General features: G+C 70.7%; 14 protein-coding genes. 3 read left to right on the top strand and 11 right to left on the bottom strand.

Going from position 1 to position 14,443, the window contains the following annotated elements; all coding sequences use genetic code 11:
* Window positions 1-19 precede the first annotated feature (19 nt).
* The 4 genes from BLT99_RS03925 to BLT99_RS03910 are packed head-to-tail and all read right to left on the bottom strand — an operon-like array spanning window position 20 to window position 3,490.
* Entirely contained in the window at window positions 20-793 is a 774-nt protein-coding gene (locus BLT99_RS03925; protein WP_092669470.1) for a fumarylacetoacetate hydrolase family protein, read from the bottom strand.
* A 9-nt stretch (window positions 794-802) separates the two neighbouring features.
* A complete protein-coding gene (locus BLT99_RS03920; protein WP_092669469.1) occupies window positions 803-1,279 on the bottom strand; it encodes a GNAT family acetyltransferase in 477 nt (158 codons plus the stop codon).
* Entirely contained in the window at window positions 1,276-2,394 is a 1,119-nt protein-coding gene (locus BLT99_RS03915) for a branched-chain amino acid aminotransferase (protein ID WP_092669467.1), read from the bottom strand. The genes BLT99_RS03920 and BLT99_RS03915 overlap by 4 nt, the downstream gene beginning before the upstream one ends.
* A gap of 25 nt (window positions 2,395-2,419) precedes the next feature.
* Window positions 2,420-3,490 carry a 3-isopropylmalate dehydrogenase gene (locus tag BLT99_RS03910; RefSeq protein ID WP_092669466.1) on the bottom strand — a complete coding sequence of 357 codons (1,071 nt, stop codon included), beginning with the start codon at window positions 3,488-3,490 and terminating at the stop codon, window positions 2,420-2,422.
* Window positions 3,491-3,626: 136 nt separating this feature from the next.
* On the opposite strand from BLT99_RS03910, the gene BLT99_RS03905 reads away from it, so the two are divergent.
* Window positions 3,627-3,890 carry a DUF6458 family protein gene (locus tag BLT99_RS03905; protein WP_092675577.1) on the top strand — a complete coding sequence of 88 codons (264 nt, stop codon included), beginning with the start codon at window positions 3,627-3,629 and terminating at the stop codon, window positions 3,888-3,890.
* A gap of 33 nt (window positions 3,891-3,923) precedes the next feature.
* Here BLT99_RS03905 and BLT99_RS03900 read toward each other — a convergent pair whose 3' ends face one another.
* Window positions 3,924-5,510 (bottom strand): MFS transporter, encoded by a 1,587-nt coding sequence (locus BLT99_RS03900; protein WP_092669465.1) that lies wholly within the window; start codon window positions 5,508-5,510, stop codon window positions 3,924-3,926.
* A gap of 80 nt (window positions 5,511-5,590) precedes the next feature.
* Between BLT99_RS03900 and BLT99_RS18160 the strand changes: the two genes are divergently transcribed.
* A complete protein-coding gene (locus tag BLT99_RS18160; protein ID WP_092669464.1) occupies window positions 5,591-6,145 on the top strand; it encodes a TetR/AcrR family transcriptional regulator in 555 nt (184 codons plus the stop codon).
* Here BLT99_RS18160 and serA read toward each other — a convergent pair.
* The 5 genes from serA to BLT99_RS03870 all read right to left on the bottom strand — a co-directional run bounded on the left by serA (window position 6,132) and on the right by BLT99_RS03870 (window position 9,683).
* Entirely contained in the window at window positions 6,132-7,724 is a 1,593-nt protein-coding gene (serA, locus tag BLT99_RS03890; protein ID WP_092669463.1) for a phosphoglycerate dehydrogenase, read from the bottom strand. The genes BLT99_RS18160 and serA overlap by 14 nt on opposite strands.
* 166 nt (window positions 7,725-7,890) lie before the next feature.
* The gene (locus BLT99_RS03885) at window positions 7,891-8,253 is read right to left on the bottom strand and encodes a hypothetical protein (protein WP_092669462.1); all 363 of its coding nucleotides are present in this window, start codon (window positions 8,251-8,253) and stop codon (window positions 7,891-7,893) included.
* Window positions 8,250-8,729, bottom strand: a complete 480-nt coding sequence (locus BLT99_RS03880) for an Asp23/Gls24 family envelope stress response protein (RefSeq protein ID WP_092669459.1) — start codon at window positions 8,727-8,729, stop codon at window positions 8,250-8,252. The genes BLT99_RS03885 and BLT99_RS03880 overlap by 4 nt, the downstream gene beginning before the upstream one ends.
* A gap of 52 nt (window positions 8,730-8,781) precedes the next feature.
* A complete protein-coding gene (locus BLT99_RS03875; protein WP_092669458.1) occupies window positions 8,782-9,024 on the bottom strand; it encodes a hypothetical protein in 243 nt (80 codons plus the stop codon).
* A 299-nt stretch (window positions 9,025-9,323) separates the two neighbouring features.
* Window positions 9,324-9,683, bottom strand: coding sequence for a hypothetical protein (locus BLT99_RS03870; protein ID WP_092669457.1), 360 nt, complete (start codon window positions 9,681-9,683; stop codon window positions 9,324-9,326).
* 113 nt (window positions 9,684-9,796) lie between these two features.
* On the opposite strand from BLT99_RS03870, the gene BLT99_RS03865 reads away from it, so the two are divergent.
* Window positions 9,797-14,041 carry an nSTAND1 domain-containing NTPase gene (locus tag BLT99_RS03865; protein WP_092669456.1) on the top strand — a complete coding sequence of 1,415 codons (4,245 nt, stop codon included), beginning with the start codon at window positions 9,797-9,799 and terminating at the stop codon, window positions 14,039-14,041.
* 41 nt (window positions 14,042-14,082) lie between these two features.
* Here the strand turns inward: BLT99_RS03865 and BLT99_RS03860 are convergent, their stop codons facing one another.
* The gene (locus tag BLT99_RS03860; protein ID WP_092669455.1) at window positions 14,083-14,412 is read right to left on the bottom strand and encodes a hypothetical protein; all 330 of its coding nucleotides are present in this window, start codon (window positions 14,410-14,412) and stop codon (window positions 14,083-14,085) included.
* Between the last annotated feature and the right edge of the window lie 31 nt (window positions 14,413-14,443).

The raw sequence follows: 14,443 nt of genomic DNA, 5'->3' as shown, positions 1-14,443 counted from the left end.
CCGTCCTGCCGGGCGTCCGCTACGCCGGCACGCGCACGGGGTTCGCGAGCGTCCCCAGCCCCGAAACGGTGACCTCGACTCGATCGCCGTCCTCGATCGGCCCGACGCCTGCCGGCGTGCCCGTGAGGATCACGTCCCCGGGCAGCAGGGTGAACACGTTCGAGGCGTACGCGACGATCGTCGACACCGAGTGCACCATGTCGGCGAAGCTGCCGCGCTGGCGTCGCTCGCCGTTCACCGCGGTCTCGATGACGCCGCGCTCGAGGTCGATCTCGGTCGAGATCACCGGGCCCAGCGGGCAGAACGTGTCGAATCCCTTCGCACGCGTCCACTGGCCGTCGCGCCGCTGCAGGTCGCGTGCCGTCACGTCGTTCGCGATGGTGTAGCCGAAGATCACGGATGCCGCGTCGGCCTCGCTCACGCGGCGCGCCACGCGTCCGATCACGACCGCCAGCTCGCCCTCGTGCTCGACCTGCGCGCTCTCGGGCGGCAGGACGATCGCGTCGCCCGGACCGATCACCGACGTATTGGGCTTGAGGAACAGCAGGGGCTCGGTCGGCGCCTCGCCGCCCATCTCCTCGGCATGCTCGCGGTAGTTCTTGCCGACCGCGACGACCTTCGACCGCGGGATCACGGGCGCGAGCAGTCGCGCCTCGCCGAGCGGCACCCGCTCGCCGGTCGGATCGTACCCCGCGAAGAGCGGATCGGACTTCAGCACGACGAGCTCGTGCTCCTCCTCGTCGACGATGCCGAACGAGATGGACTCACCGTGGGCGAAGCGCGCGACCTTCATGCCGCCAGCCTACGTGGCGGCGTCGATCGGCCCGGCGACGTCGGGGATGAGCCGCTTGCCGAGCGACACCGCCCCGTCGGGCTCGTACCCGAGCGTGCGGTACCACTCGATCACGCTGGTGTTCGTCGATCGGACCTGCAGGTTGAGCTTCGGACAGCCGCGCTCGACGAGCAGTCGCTCGGCCTCGGCCATGAGCTGTCGGCCCAGCCCGGAGCCGCGCCGCGTGGCGTCGACCGCGAGGTAGTTCACCCAGCCGCGGTGACCGTCGTAGCCGACCATGGCCGTGCCCACGACGGCACCCGCCGCCTCGGCGACGAGGAAGAGCTCGGGCTGCACCGTCGACTTCCGCTCGATATCGCGGTACGGGTCGTTCCACGGCACGACGAGCCCCGCCGCCCGCCAGAGTGCGACGACGGGCTCGGTGTCGGCGGCCTCGAACGCGCGGATGCGCGCCGAGACCGCGACGCCGTTGCTCGACGCGTTCACGCGTCCAGGCGCACCATCCAGCCGTGCCGGTCCTCGACGCGGCCGTACTGGATGCCGGTCAGCTCCTCGCGCAGCGAGAGCGCCAGCTCTTCCGCTCGCGCGCCCGAGTGCACGATCTCGAAGTCCTCGGCGAGCAGTCGGCCGATCGGCACGACCACCGCCGCGGTGCCGCACGCGAACGCACCGACGATGTCGCCGGAGGCCGCGCCCTCGCGCCACTCGTCGAGCGTGACGCGGCGCTGCTCGACCTGGTGGCCTCGGTCGGCCGCCAGGCGCAGGATCGAGTCGCGCGTGATGCCCTCGAGGATCGAGTCGGACTCGGGCGTGACGAGCGTGCCGTCCTTCTTGACCAGCACGACGTTCATGCCGCCGAGCTCCTCGAGGTACTTGCCCTCGTCGAGGAAGAGCACCTGCTGGCAGCCCTTCTCATACGCCTCGGCCTGCGGCAGCAGGCTGGAGGCGTAGTTGCCGCCCGTCTTCGCCGCACCCGTGCCGCCCTTGCCGGCGCGCGCGTAGTGCGTCGACAGCCAGATGTTCACGGGCTGCACACCGCCCGGGAAGTACGCGGCCGCCGGGCTCGCGATGAGGTAGTACGCGACCTTCTTGGCCGGGCGCACTCCCAGGAACGCCTCCTTGGCGTACATGAACGGACGCAGGTACAGGCTCGTCTCGGGGGCGCTCGGCACCCAGTCGGCGTCGACCGCGATGAGCTGCTTGAGCGAGTCGATGAAGTACTCGACGGGCAGCTCCGGCAGCGCCATCCGCCGCGCCGAGCGCTGCATGCGCGCCGCGTTCTCGTACGGGCGGAACGTGCGGATGGAGCCGTCGGCGTGCCGGTACGCCTTGAGGCCCTCGAAGATCTCCTGCCCGTAGTGCAGCACCGCCGCCGCCGGGTCGAGCTGGATCGGCCCGTACGGGGAGACGCGCGGACGGTGCCATCCGCCTTTCTCGGACCAGCAGATGTCGACCATGTGGTCGGTGAAGTGGTTGCCGAAGCCGGGATCGGCGAGGACCGCCTCGCGCTCGGCGGCCGACTTGGCGGCGTCGTTGCGCGTGACCTGCCAGACGAGACCGGCGGCCGAGGGCGACTTGAGGGTGAGGTTCGAGGTGGTCAAGGTGTTCCTCCTTCGGGAGCGGAAGTCAGTGGGCGCCCACGGGGGCGCCGATGCGTGCGGCGATCGCGTCGCCGATCTCGGAGGTCGAGCGCCGCGCGTCGCCACGGTCGGCGATGTCGGCGGCGACCGCCTGGCGCACCTGCTCGGCGGGCCCGCCGTGACCGAGGTGGTCGAGCAGCAGGGCGACCGAGAGGATCGCGGCGGTCGGGTCGGCGATGCCCTTCCCGGCGATGTCGGGCGCGGAACCGTGCACCGGCTCGAACATGCTCGGGAACCGGCCGTCGGGGTTGATGTTGCCCGAGGCCGCGAGGCCGATGCCGCCGCTGATCGCGCCGGCCAGGTCCGTGAGGATGTCGCCGAAGAGGTTGTCCGTGACGATGACGTCGAATCTAGCAGGATCCGTGACGAGGAAGATGGTCGCGGCGTCGACGTGCAGGTAGTCGACCGCGACATCCGGGTACTCGGATGCCACGGCGTCGACCGTGCGCTTCCAGAGGGAGCCGGCGAACACGAGCACGTTGGTCTTGTGCACGAGCGTCAGCTTCTTCTTCGCGCGGGCGGATGCCGCGGCGAACGCATAGCGCACGACGCGCTCGACGCCGTAGGCGGTGTTGACCGAGACCTCGTTCGCGACCTCGGCGGGCGTGCCGACGCGGATGGCGCCGCCGTTGCCGACGTACGGTCCCTCGGTGCCCTCGCGGACCACGACGAAGTCGACGTCGCCGGGGTCGGCGAGCGGGCTCACGACGCCGGAGTACAGCACGCTCGGGCGCAGGTTGACGTAGTGGTCGAGTTCGAACCGCAACCTCAGGAGCAGGCCGCGCTCGATGTTCGCGCCCGCGAGCCGCGGGTCGCCCGGCACGCCGCCGACCGCGCCGAGCAGGATCGCGTCGTGGCCCTTGATGGCGTCGAGGTCGTCGTCGGTCAGCACGTCGCCGGTGTCGAGGAAGCGGGCGGCGCCGAGCGAGAACTGCGTGCGCTCGAACTCGACGTCGGCTCCGCTCGTGGCGGCGTCGAGCGCCTTGAGCGCCTCGCCGACCACCTCGGGACCAATCCCGTCGCCCGGGATCACCGCGAGCCTGACCGTCTGTACCATGAACACTCCTTCGTCCGCCAGCCCTCCCAGCGTACTGTCCGCCCGGAGGCTCGCTCACTACACTCGGCCTCAGGTGGCGGGTGATCGCCAGCCGCCGATCGCGGCGCTCCCCGCCGCCCGAGTGAAAGGCACCGTCATGAGTCTCGGTCTCGGAATCGTCCTCTTCGCCATCGGCGCCGTGTTCGCGTTCGCGCTCAACGTGGCAGTGGACTGGATCAACCTGCAGATGGTCGGCTACATCCTGATGGCCGCCGGCGCCGTGGTGATCATCCTGGGCATCATCCTGCTCGTACGCCGTCGCAGCGCGGTCTCCACCTCGCGAACGACCGTCGACCCGGCCACGGGCTCGCGGGTCACGCGCAACGAGACGTCCCAGACGGACGACGGCACGACGTACTGACCCGGTCGATCGACCGGCCCCGAAGGGCGCCCCTCACTCCGAGGCGGCGCGCTTCGGCTCGTTCAGCGTGGTCGCCGCGACGATCGCCGCGGCGACCATGAGGGCGACGCCGATGAACGCCGTCACGACCACTCCGCCGTCGAATGCGTGTGCGGCCGAGGTCGCGAGCGCCGCGGCATCGGCCGGGGAGAGCGACTCGGCGACGGTGACCGCGCCAGCGAGCGTCTCGCGCGCGGCATCCGCTTCGGCCGTCGTCAGCGACGACGGCAGCTCGATGGCCGATCGGTACCAGGCCGCCACGATGCTCCCGAGCAGCGCCGTGCCGAGCACCGCGCCGAGCTCGTAGGCCGTCTCGGACACTGCGGACGCCGCTCCCGCCTTGGCCGGTGGAGCGCTCGAGAGGATGAGCTCGTTCGAGACCGTCTCGGCAACGCCGATGCCGAGGCCGAGCAGCACGAACGCGGCGATGAGCCATCCGACGCCCGTCTCCGCGGCGAGCGCGACGACCAGGTAGCCGCCCGCCGAGATCACGAGTGCCGCCGGCACCAGCACGCGCGGCCGGATGCGCCGGGCCAGCGGAACGACCGAGAGCCCGGCGATGATCATCATCGCCAGCCCGGGGGTCAGCGCGAGCCCGGCCTCGACCGGCGAGAGCCCCGCGATGAGCTGCAGGTGCTGTGACACGAAGAAGAGGAATCCGACCAGCGCGATGACGCTGAGCAGGTTCACCAGCACGCCGCCGCCGAACGAGCCGGTGCGGAAGAGGCGCATGTCGAGCATCGGCGTCTCGGCTCGCAGCTGCCGGCGGACGAACACGACCCCGAGCGCCGGGCCGACGACGACGGCGGCAAGTCCGATCGGGTCGATGCCCTCGGTGGCGAGGTGCTTGATGCCGTAGACCGTGCCGCCCATCGCGGTAAGCGAGAGGAGGATGCTGGGCACGTCGATCCGCCCCGGCGCGGGGTCGCGGCTCTCGGGGATGAGCAGGGGCAGCAGCACGAGCAACGGGACGAGCACGGGGACCGCGAGCAGGAAGACCGAGCCCCACGCGAAGTGCTCGAGGAGCACGCCGCCCACGATCGGGCCGAGCGCGCTGCCGGCCGCGAACCCCGACGCCCAGATCGCGATCGCGACGCGTCGCTGCTCGCGGTCGACGAAGACCGAGCGGAGCAGCGAGAGCGTCGAGGGCATGAGCATGGCGCCGAAGAAGCCGAGCGCCGCACGCGAGGCGATCAGCGTCTCGGCGGTCGGCGCGAAGGCGGCCGCGATCGAGACCAGTGCGAAGCCCACCGAGCCGATGAGCAGCATGCGCCGGCGGCCGAAGCGATCGCCGGCGCTTCCCATCGCGACGAGCAGCGCCGCGAGCACGAGCGGGTACGCGTCGATGATCCAGAGCTGCTGGGCGGCGGTCGGGCCGAGATCGCGTGCGATCTCGGGCAGCGCGAAGCTGAGGACCGTGTTGTCGACCGAGACGAGCATCACGGGAAGCATGAGCACGGCGAGCGCGAGCCAGCGACGGCGCGACCCGCCCGCCGCGGTTCGGCCGGGGTCGGCGTGCGTGATGGCGGATGCCGCGACATCCGGGGTTGCAAGGGCGGTCGTGTTCGTCTCGTGGTTCATGATCGGGTTCCTATAACTATACCGTCTGGACGGTAGAGTATCAGATCCCACTGAGGCCGCCGGTCGCTACGATCGGAGCCATGAGCCGCCCTCCTGCTGCCCGCGACGCCGTCCTCGACGCGTTCGAGGGCATCCTCATCGAAGCCGGCGAACGCGCGGCGACCCTCGACGCGACCGCGAAGGCTGCCGGCGTCTCGAAGGGCGGCCTGCTCTACCACTTCGCGAATCGGGAGGCGCTCGTCGAGGGCGTCCTCGAGCGGTTCTCACGCCTCGTCGACGAGGACATCACCGTGCTGGAGCTCGCTCCTGAAGGGCCCGTCGCGTACTACGTGCGTTCGTCCGTCACGGTCGGGGGGCCGCTCGACCGCGCCGGGGTCGCCGCGACCAGGCTGGCGCAGGCCGGACACGAATCCGCCGCGCAGACGATACGGTCGGTGCGCCAGCGCTGGCTCGAGGCCGTGCGACGACACGTCGCCGACCCGACGGTCGCCCTCGCGATCACGCTGATCGGCGACGGGCTCTACTACGACTCGGCGCTGCACGGCCAGGACCCCGAGCTCGGGGTCGACGCGCCACCGCCGGCGCAACTCGATGCGCTCGTGGCGCTGCTCGAGCGGCTGGCTACGACTCCGTGATGTCGACCTCGACGAACACGGCGGCGTCGATCGCCGTGCGCACGCGCTCGAGCACCTCGGCCGGGACCGGCGAGTCCACGGTGAGCACCGACAGCGCCTGACCGCCGGCCTCGCGACGGGCGATCTGCATGCCGGCGATGTTGATGCCGGCCTCGCCGAACTCGCCGCCGTAGACCGCGACGATGCCGGGGCGATCGGTGTAGATCATGACGATGTGGTGGTCGGCGATCGGCACCTCGATCTCGTAGCCGTTGATGCCCACGAGCTTCTCGATCTGCTTCGGACCGGTGAGCGTGCCCGAGACCGACACCTGCGTGCCGTCCGCGAGGGCGCCGCGCAACGTGATCACGTTGCGGTACTCGGGGCTCTCGGCGTCGGTGATGAGGCGGACCGCGACGCCGCGCTGCTCGGCGAGCAGGGGCGCGTTGACGTACGAGACCGTCTCGCTCACGACGTTCGTGAAGAGGCCCTTGAGCGCGGCGAGCTTGAGGACGCTCACGTCGTAGTCGACGAGTTCGCCGTGCACCTCGACGTCGAGGCTCTCGAGCGGACCCTGCGCGAGGCCGGCGAAGAGCTGACCGAGCTTCTCGACGAGCGGGATGCCGGGACGCACGTACGGGTCGATGACGCCGCCGGCGACGTTGACCGCATCGGGCACGAGCTCGCCGGCGAGCGCGAGGCGCACCGACTTCGCGACCGAGATGCCGGCCTTCTCCTGCGCCTCGTCGGTCGACGCGCCGAGGTGCGGCGTGACGATCACGTTGGGCAGCGCGAGCAGCGGCGACTCCTTCGGCGGCTCCTGCACGAAGACGTCGAGGCCGGCGCCGGCGATGGTCTTCGCGGCCAGCGCGTCGTGGAGCGCGTCCTCGTCGATGAGGCCGCCGCGCGCGACGTTGACGATGAAGGCGGTCGGCTTCATCTTGGCCAGCTGTTCGGTGCTGATCATGCCGGTCGTCTCGGGGGTCTTCGGCATGTGGATGGTGATGAAGTCGCTGCGCTCGAGCAGGTCGTCGAGCGTGACCGTCTGCACGCCCAGCTGCTGCGCCCGGGCGGCGGTGATGTAGGGGTCGTAGGCGATGACCTCGACGCCGAACGCCTGCAGACGGGCGGCGATGAGTGCGCCGATCCGACCGAGGCCGATGATGCCCACCGTCTTCTCGTAGAGCTCGACGCCCGTGTAGGCGGAGCGCTTCCACTCCCCTTGCGCGAGCGCTGCGTGCGCGGCCGGGATGTGGCGGGCCAGGCTGAGGATGTGGCCGACCGTGAGCTCGGCCGCCGAGATGATGTTCGACGTCGGCGCGTTCACGACCATGACGCCGGCCGTCGTCGCGGCCTTGATGTCGACGTTGTCGAGGCCCACGCCGGCACGCGCGATGACCTTGAGCTTCGGCGCGGCTGCGATCGCCTCGGCGTCGACCTTCGTCGCCGAGCGCACGAGGATGGCGTTCGCGTCGGCGAGCGCGGCGAGCAGCGCCGAGCGGTCGGTGCCGTCGACGTTGCGGACCTCGAAATCGGGCCCGAGGGCGTCGACGGTGGCGGGCGAGAGTTCTTCGGCGATCAGCACGACCGGCTTGCTCAACGGACGGGTCCTCACTGCGATTGGAAGCTGCGGCGCGATCGCACCGCGGAAACGTCGCGCCGACGACGTCGGGGGCGCGGATGACGCGGCCAGCCTACTTCAGCGGTGGCGCCGCTCCCGAATCGTGTGACGCGCGCAGACGAGCACGGCGTGGGTCTCGCTGCGCTCAGGCGAGCAGCGCGCCGGGGCCGAACATGAGCAGGATGTCGAGGTAGAGCGCCGCCGAGACCGCGAGTCCGCAGAGGTACAGGGCTGCCTGGACGGGCGCTGTCCGTCGGCGGCCGAGCAGGAACGCGGCGGCGAAGAGCACGACGGGGAGGACCGCGGCGGCGATGAGGACGAGCCATCCGACGCCGTTGATCGAGGTCTCGAGCGCCGAGGCGACCTGCGTCATGCCGATGAGGTTGCCGACCGCCTCCCAGGCGTCGTACGCGAAGAACAGGCCGAACGCGATGGCGAGCGTCAGCTCGAGCCAGAACGGCGTGCGGCGTGCGGGGGCGGTCGCGGTGACCTCGTCGCCGGTGCTCACGCGGTCACCCCCGCCACGAACGCGATGGGCAGCAGCACGATGGCGCCGATCAGGAGCCAGACGATGCGAGCTCGGGTGCGGCCGCGCGTCAGGGCGAAGGTCACCCCGAACCACAGCGCCGGCGCGAGCACGGCGAGCCAGAGTCCGAGCGCGAACATGAATTGGCCGAGCGGATCCGAGGCGGTGTTCTGCACGCGCAGCACGCTCAGGATCCAGCCGAGCGTGTAGAGGAGGTACACGCCTCCGAACACGCCGAGCAGCACGAGCTCAGCCGAGCCGGGCTGGGCGGGCGCGCCGTCTTCGTCGGCGGTGTCGTCGACCGCGTCATCGGGCGAGCTGGACGTCGCGGCATCCGTCGCGCCTGCCGAGGCGAGCGGTACAGGCGTCCCGACCTTCTTCCAGCCCGGCGCGAGCGACCCGTCGTCGTCGCCTTCCCAGCGGAGCGCGTCATCCTCGTCGTCAGGTTGGCGGCTCATGCCACCAGACTAGCGATCCGGATGACGCGCTCAGCGCTGGTGCGTGCGGGTGTCAACGGCCGGCGAGGTCGAGGTCGAGACGGCGCTCGGCCTGGTCGCGATACTCGGCCCGCGGCGCGAACGCCTCGACCCGGTTCTGGGCACGCTCCACCTCGTGGCTGATGTCGCTCGCGCGGCGCTCGGCGAATGAGAAGCCGGGGGTGGTGGTCCCGGCGCAGGCGCCGAGGCCGGTGGTCAGCGTCGCGGCGAGGGCGATGCCGATGGCGGTCTTCCATGTGCGCTTCGTGGTGTTCATGACCGCATGCTCGTGCGCGCCGGTATGGAGCTGTGACGCGATCGGTATGGAATGGGTATGGCTCAGGCTCCACGATCGTTGACATCGTCACATGCGGATCCGGCGTGCCGGATAGCCAGTCGCGACCTCACCCACGACGAGTGGCTGACCTCCCTCGCGGATCTGGGGCTCCTCTCGCTCGACGTGCAGTTTCGCCGGAGGCTGACCATCGCGCCGAGTACGTGTCGTCTGCGCCGCTCGACGGGCGACGACACCGACGGCGGGACCGGCACGTCACCCGCCCCGCCGTCCGCGTCCGTTCAGTGCGAGATCCAGAGGCGCCGCTCCGCGACGTCCGGGATCGCAGTCGACTCGTTCAGTTCGCCGCGCATCCATTGGCGTCGCTCGGCGACGTCGGGGAGCGCAGGTGCCGGCGTGCGCGGTGCGGTCACCGAAGCACCGCCGTTCACCGGGGGCTCACCGAGCAGGAGACGTCGTTCAGCGACATCCGTTCGGGAACTCGGTCGCAATGCGAGTTGTCGCTCGGCGACATCGGTGAGCGATCGCTCCTTCGAGGACGTGTCGACCTTCGAGGCCGTGCCGGCGCAGCCGGCGAGCGAGGCGATGAGCGCGGCAGCGGCGAGTGCAGCGGCGGCGCGGGTTCCGGTCTTGGTGTTCATGCTCGCAGCGTCGCTCCTGGCGGTATGCGCTCGACGTGCGAACGGTATACATCCGGTATACCCCTCGAACCGGGACGTTGACATCGCTTCCTCGCGAGGCGAAGACTGCGGCCATGGGCGTCCGGGTACTCGGCCCCGTGGAAGTCGACGAAGGGCCGATCAGCCCGAGAGAACGCATCGTCCTCTCGGTGCTCGTGGCACGTTCGGGCGAAGTCGCGAGCCTGGATGAACTCGCCGACGCGCTGTGGCCCGAGCAGGTCGCGTCCACCTGGCCGAAGCAGGTGCAGGCGACGATCACGCGCCTCCGCCGCACGCTCGGGACTCGCGCCATCCGGACCGAGGCGGGCGGCTATCGTCTCGACATCGATCCGGACTCGATCGATGCGGTGCGCTTCGAGCGGCTGGTCACGGCGGCGCGCGGGCACGCCCTCGACGGCGACCCCGCGCGAGCCGTCGACGGGTTCCAGCGCGCGCTCGCGCTCTGGCGTGGCAGGCCGTACCCCGACCTCGCGGGCTGGCCGCCCGGAGCCGCCGAAGCCGATCGGCTCGCCGAGATCCGGTCGGATGTCGACGAGGAACTGGCTGGCGAGCGGTTGCGCCTCGGCGACCATCGCGCGGTGATCCCCGAGGCGGAGCGACTCGTTCGCGAGTCACCGCTCAGGGAGTCGCGATGGGTGCTGCTCGCGACCGTTTTGTACCGGAGCGGGCGTCAGGCGGACGCCCTCGCCGCGATCCGAGCGGCGCGCGAGCGCCTCGGAGATGAGCTCGGCATCGACCTCGGCGAGGAGTTGGAGTCGCTCAAGTTGGCGATTCTCCGCCACGATCCCACGCTCGCGCCGCCCGATGCGCCTGGCGACGTGAGCCCCGCCTGCCCCTATCACGGGCTACATCCGTTCGGCGTCGAGGATGCGGACGACTTCTTCGGGCGCGACGCGGACATCGCCGCGGCGCTCGCACGGCTCGCACGAGCACCGTTCCTCGCGATCTCCGGCGCATCGGGCAGCGGCAAGTCCTCGCTCGTGCGAGCCGGAGTGGTTCCGGCCCTGCAACGGCGCGGCGACCGTGTGGCGATCTTCACGCCCGCACATGACGTCGACATCCGCGTTCGGGACGCGGCCGGATCGTCGGGCGGAGCTGACGTGATCGTCATCGATCAGTTCGAGGAGGTCTTCCACGCCGGGCGTTCGGACGTCGACGGGACCGCGACTGCGATCGTCGACGCCGTCGAGGCAGGCACGAACGTCGTCGTCGTGGTCCGGTCGGACTTCCTGGACGACTGCGCGGCACATCCCGAGCTCGCGCGACTCGTCGCCGAGGGAGTGCATCTCCTCGGACCCATGGGGCCGGATGCGCTCAAGGCCGCGATCGAGGAGCCGGCCCGGCGCGCGGGACTCCGTCTCGAGCCCGGACTCGTCGAGGTGATCGTGCGGGATGCGGCGGGCGAGCCGGGGGCGCTCCCGCACATGTCTCATGCGCTCGTCGAGACCTGGCTCCGGCGCGAGGGCGCGACGCTCACGGTCGCGGGGTACGAGGCGTCGGGCGGCATCTCCGGCGCCATCGCCCAGTCGGCGGACCGGCTCTACCAGTCGATGGACGCGACACAGCGCGCCCTCTGCCGATCCGTGCTGATGCGGCTCGTCGCCTTGGCACCCGACGGCAGTCCGGTTCGACGCCGCGCCGCAGCGAAGCCGCTCCGGGCGGATGCCGCCCGCGACGAAGTGCTGGCGATGCTCGCCGGTTCGCGACTCGTCAGCGCGGAGGCGGACTCCGTCGCCGTCGCACATGAATCGCTCGCGACCGCCTGGCCGCGCCTGCGCTCCTGGCTGGAGGAGGACGCCGAGAGTGCACGTACCTTGGCCGCGATCGCGGCGGCCGCCGAGACGTGGAACGCCGACGGGCGGCCTGACGATGAACTGTATCGGGGCGGCCGCCTCCAGGCCACGATCGACTGGCGCGAGACATCCTCACCCGACCTCACCGAGGTGGAACGCGATTTTCTCGACGCTTCGCTCGACCGCGACCAGAGCGAGCGTCGCATGGAGGCCGAACGCGCCCGACGGGACCGTCGGCAGAACCTGAGGCTGCGTTGGGCGCTCATCGCAGCCGCCGCGCTGGTGGTCGTGACGGTCATCGCGTCAGCCTTCGTCTTCGTGAAAAGCGACGAGGCCGAGCAGAGCGCTCTCGACCGGCAGATCGAAGCCCTCACCTCGACCTCGCTCGCGCTGCGCGAGTCCGACCCGGGTGTGGCGGCGTTGCTCGCGGCGGAACTCCATCGGCGGTGGCCCGACGACTCCCGTTCCTATTCGGCGCTCTGGGGGACCGTCGCCGTCGGCGACGGCCTGGCCTCGCGGCTCCGGTTCGCCCACGGCGACAGGCTGGTGGGCGCCCCGATTCCGGGCACTCGTACGGCGATCCTCGTACGTGACGTTTCGTCGGACGAGGGCTCGAGGAAGCCGGTGGTCTCGATCGTCGACATCGACACGAGCAGCGAGGTCCGCGAACTCCCCGTCGAGGTGAAGTCGGAGTCCACCTGGTTCCCGCGTACCGTGCGCGTCAGCGCCGACGGGTCGGTCGCCGCCGTCCAGACGTCCTGGAACCGCGATCCCGACGATCCGGAGTCGTGCTGCCTGAACTTCATCGACCTCATCGACCTGCGCAGCGGAGACCGTCTGGTCGACACGATCGAACTGGACTCACGAACGGGCAACGCGTTCGCGATCACCCCCGACGGCTCGAGGGTCGCCCTGATCCATCCGATCACCGGCGAGTTGATCGTCATCGACACGGCCACCGGCCGGCTGCTGACTCCCCTGCCGGGTCCGCCGGAGAAGTACCAGGGGGTCGAGGGACGCTACACCACGGTCTCGATCGCGAGCGACGGCACGTATCTCGTCGGTGGCCCCGGGAGCATCATCGTGCACGATCCGACGACGTTCGAGGTGATCGACCGGGTCGAGTTGCCCGATGCCATGAACGAGTGGGTCGTCCTGGAAGTGGACGACGACCTGATCTTCGCCGCCGGCATGGAACGTCTCGGTCTTGTCGACCGACGGACCGGCGAACTGCGTTGGCAGCGCGAGGTCGACCCGACGACCTGCCTGGATGCCGTGGTTCCGCCGGCCTCGGGGACGCTGCTGTGCCGGGACGTCCCCGGCACGATCCTCGAGTACGATCTCGCAACCGGTCAACCCACCGGCCGATCGTTCCCGAGCCTGTCCGACTGGACGAGGAGCCTCGACCTGCTCGATGACGACGAGTTCCTGACGATCGCCGAGCGTGAGGGCCCGTTCCTCGCCCATTGGCGCCTGGATCAGGCTCCATCGGTGACGACGCGGGTCGCGCCGGGCCGAATGGTGGTCGACGGGTTCGGCGACGGCGGACGGCTCGTCGTCACGGCGCCGGCGGGCTGGCGTCCCGAGGAGAACGTCGGCGGCGTGCAACTCTGGGACGTGGAGGCGGATCGTCCCCTCGGCCAGTCGTACGACGCGCTGGTGTGGGCCGACGACCAGCACGCGTTCGCCTGGCATCCGGATGGCGATCCGACGGTCGTCGACGTGCTGACCGAGGAGTCGAGGAGCCTGCCTCCGCTCTCCGAGGACGGGCTCGTGTCGACGCTTTCGGGAGGCAATGGCCCGCTGGCGTTCGTGGTCGATGGCGAACGGGTCACCGCGGTGGATCCCGGTACGGGCGAGGCGATCGGGTCGCCGATGGTCGTTCCGGGGGTTCAGCTCGCTCAGTGGTCGGGCAGCGTCGCGGAACTCGGCGATGGACGCCGCGTCGCGGTGAACTGGTTCGATCCTGACGAGCTGCGGATGCTCACCGCCATGTTCGACCTCTACACCGGCGAGGAACTCGCGCGCGGGCTCGCCGACGACGGTCCCGTCGTCGCGACCGGCGAGGCGGAATTGCTGAGTGCGAGCACGGCACGCCTGACGCGCAGCGACGCCGAGCTCGAGGCGCTCGCGGCGTTGCCCACGTCAGGCGTCGCCGCCCGGGCCATGCAGCTCACGGCAAGCGAGGACCTGCTCCTGATGGACGACTGGGACAACCGTCTCTCGCTCTACGACATGGGCGACGCCCGCCGCCTGGGCACGCCCCTCCGCGTGGTCGCTCAGGACGGGCAGGACTTCCCGGCGAGCTTCATCAGCCGCGACGGCACCCGAATTGCCACCAACTCGGAGTACGGCGTCCTCATCTGGGACATCCGACCCGAGCGGCTCGCCCAGGCAGCGTGCCGCCTGGTCGGTCGCGAGCTCAGCGAACTCGAGTGGAAGGCGTACTTCGGAGAGGAGCCGCAGGTCGCCACCTGCGCTTGGATCCTCGACGAAGCCAGCGCCGCCGTCGACGCGGAAGGTTGACGGAGAAGGGGGCCGCCCGCCGCCGGCCCCCTTCGGGTCGTTCAGTCTCCGGCGGACCAGCCGGGTGCATCGCCCTCGGCGGCCATGCGTGCGTGGACGAGGAGGTCGTTCAGGTAGCGGTCGGCGGCCTCGTGGAGCGACCGCGTCGCGAGGTCGTGGCGCACCTCGAGTTCGCTCACGTAACGGTCGGCGGCCGAGCGGGCGAGTGCAAGGTGGAGGGCGGCCGAAACGGGAGCCCGGTTCGCGGCGTTGCCCGCGGCTGGCCCGGACACGGCCGCGTTCTCGGCGGCCGCGCACCCGGCGAGCGTGCCCGCCAGTGCCACGAATGCGGCAGCGGCGGTGAGGCGAAGGGTGGTCGTTGCGGTGTTCATGCCATCCACGTTGCGACGACGTGGTATCCGG

The sequence above is a fragment of the Agromyces flavus genome, assembly GCF_900104685.1.
Lineage (GTDB): Bacteria > Actinomycetota > Actinomycetes > Actinomycetales > Microbacteriaceae > Agromyces > Agromyces flavus.
Note: the sequence above shows the minus strand (reverse complement) of the source record. Positions and strands in the feature narration are given on the sequence as shown.

Coding starts and splice junctions, on each gene's coding strand:
- BLT99_RS03905 (WP_092675577.1), top strand. CDS start 3,627: ATGAGTCTCGGTCTCGGAATCGTCCTCTTCGCCATCGGCGCCGTGTTC.
- BLT99_RS03875 (WP_092669458.1), bottom strand. CDS start 9,024: ATGAACACCACGAAGCGCACATGGAAGACCGCCATCGGCATCGCCCTC.
- BLT99_RS03910 (WP_092669466.1), bottom strand. CDS start 3,490: ATGGTACAGACGGTCAGGCTCGCGGTGATCCCGGGCGACGGGATTGGT.
- BLT99_RS03860 (WP_092669455.1), bottom strand. CDS start 14,412: ATGAACACCGCAACGACCACCCTTCGCCTCACCGCCGCTGCCGCATTC.
- BLT99_RS03880 (WP_092669459.1), bottom strand. CDS start 8,729: ATGAGCCGCCAACCTGACGACGAGGATGACGCGCTCCGCTGGGAAGGC.
- BLT99_RS03870 (WP_092669457.1), bottom strand. CDS start 9,683: ATGAACACCAAGACCGGAACCCGCGCCGCCGCTGCACTCGCCGCTGCC.
- BLT99_RS03925 (WP_092669470.1), bottom strand. CDS start 793: ATGAAGGTCGCGCGCTTCGCCCACGGTGAGTCCATCTCGTTCGGCATC.
- BLT99_RS18160 (WP_092669464.1), top strand. CDS start 5,591: ATGAGCCGCCCTCCTGCTGCCCGCGACGCCGTCCTCGACGCGTTCGAG.
- BLT99_RS03865 (WP_092669456.1), top strand. CDS start 9,797: ATGGGCGTCCGGGTACTCGGCCCCGTGGAAGTCGACGAAGGGCCGATC.
- BLT99_RS03900 (WP_092669465.1), bottom strand. CDS start 5,510: ATGAACCACGAGACGAACACGACCGCCCTTGCAACCCCGGATGTCGCG.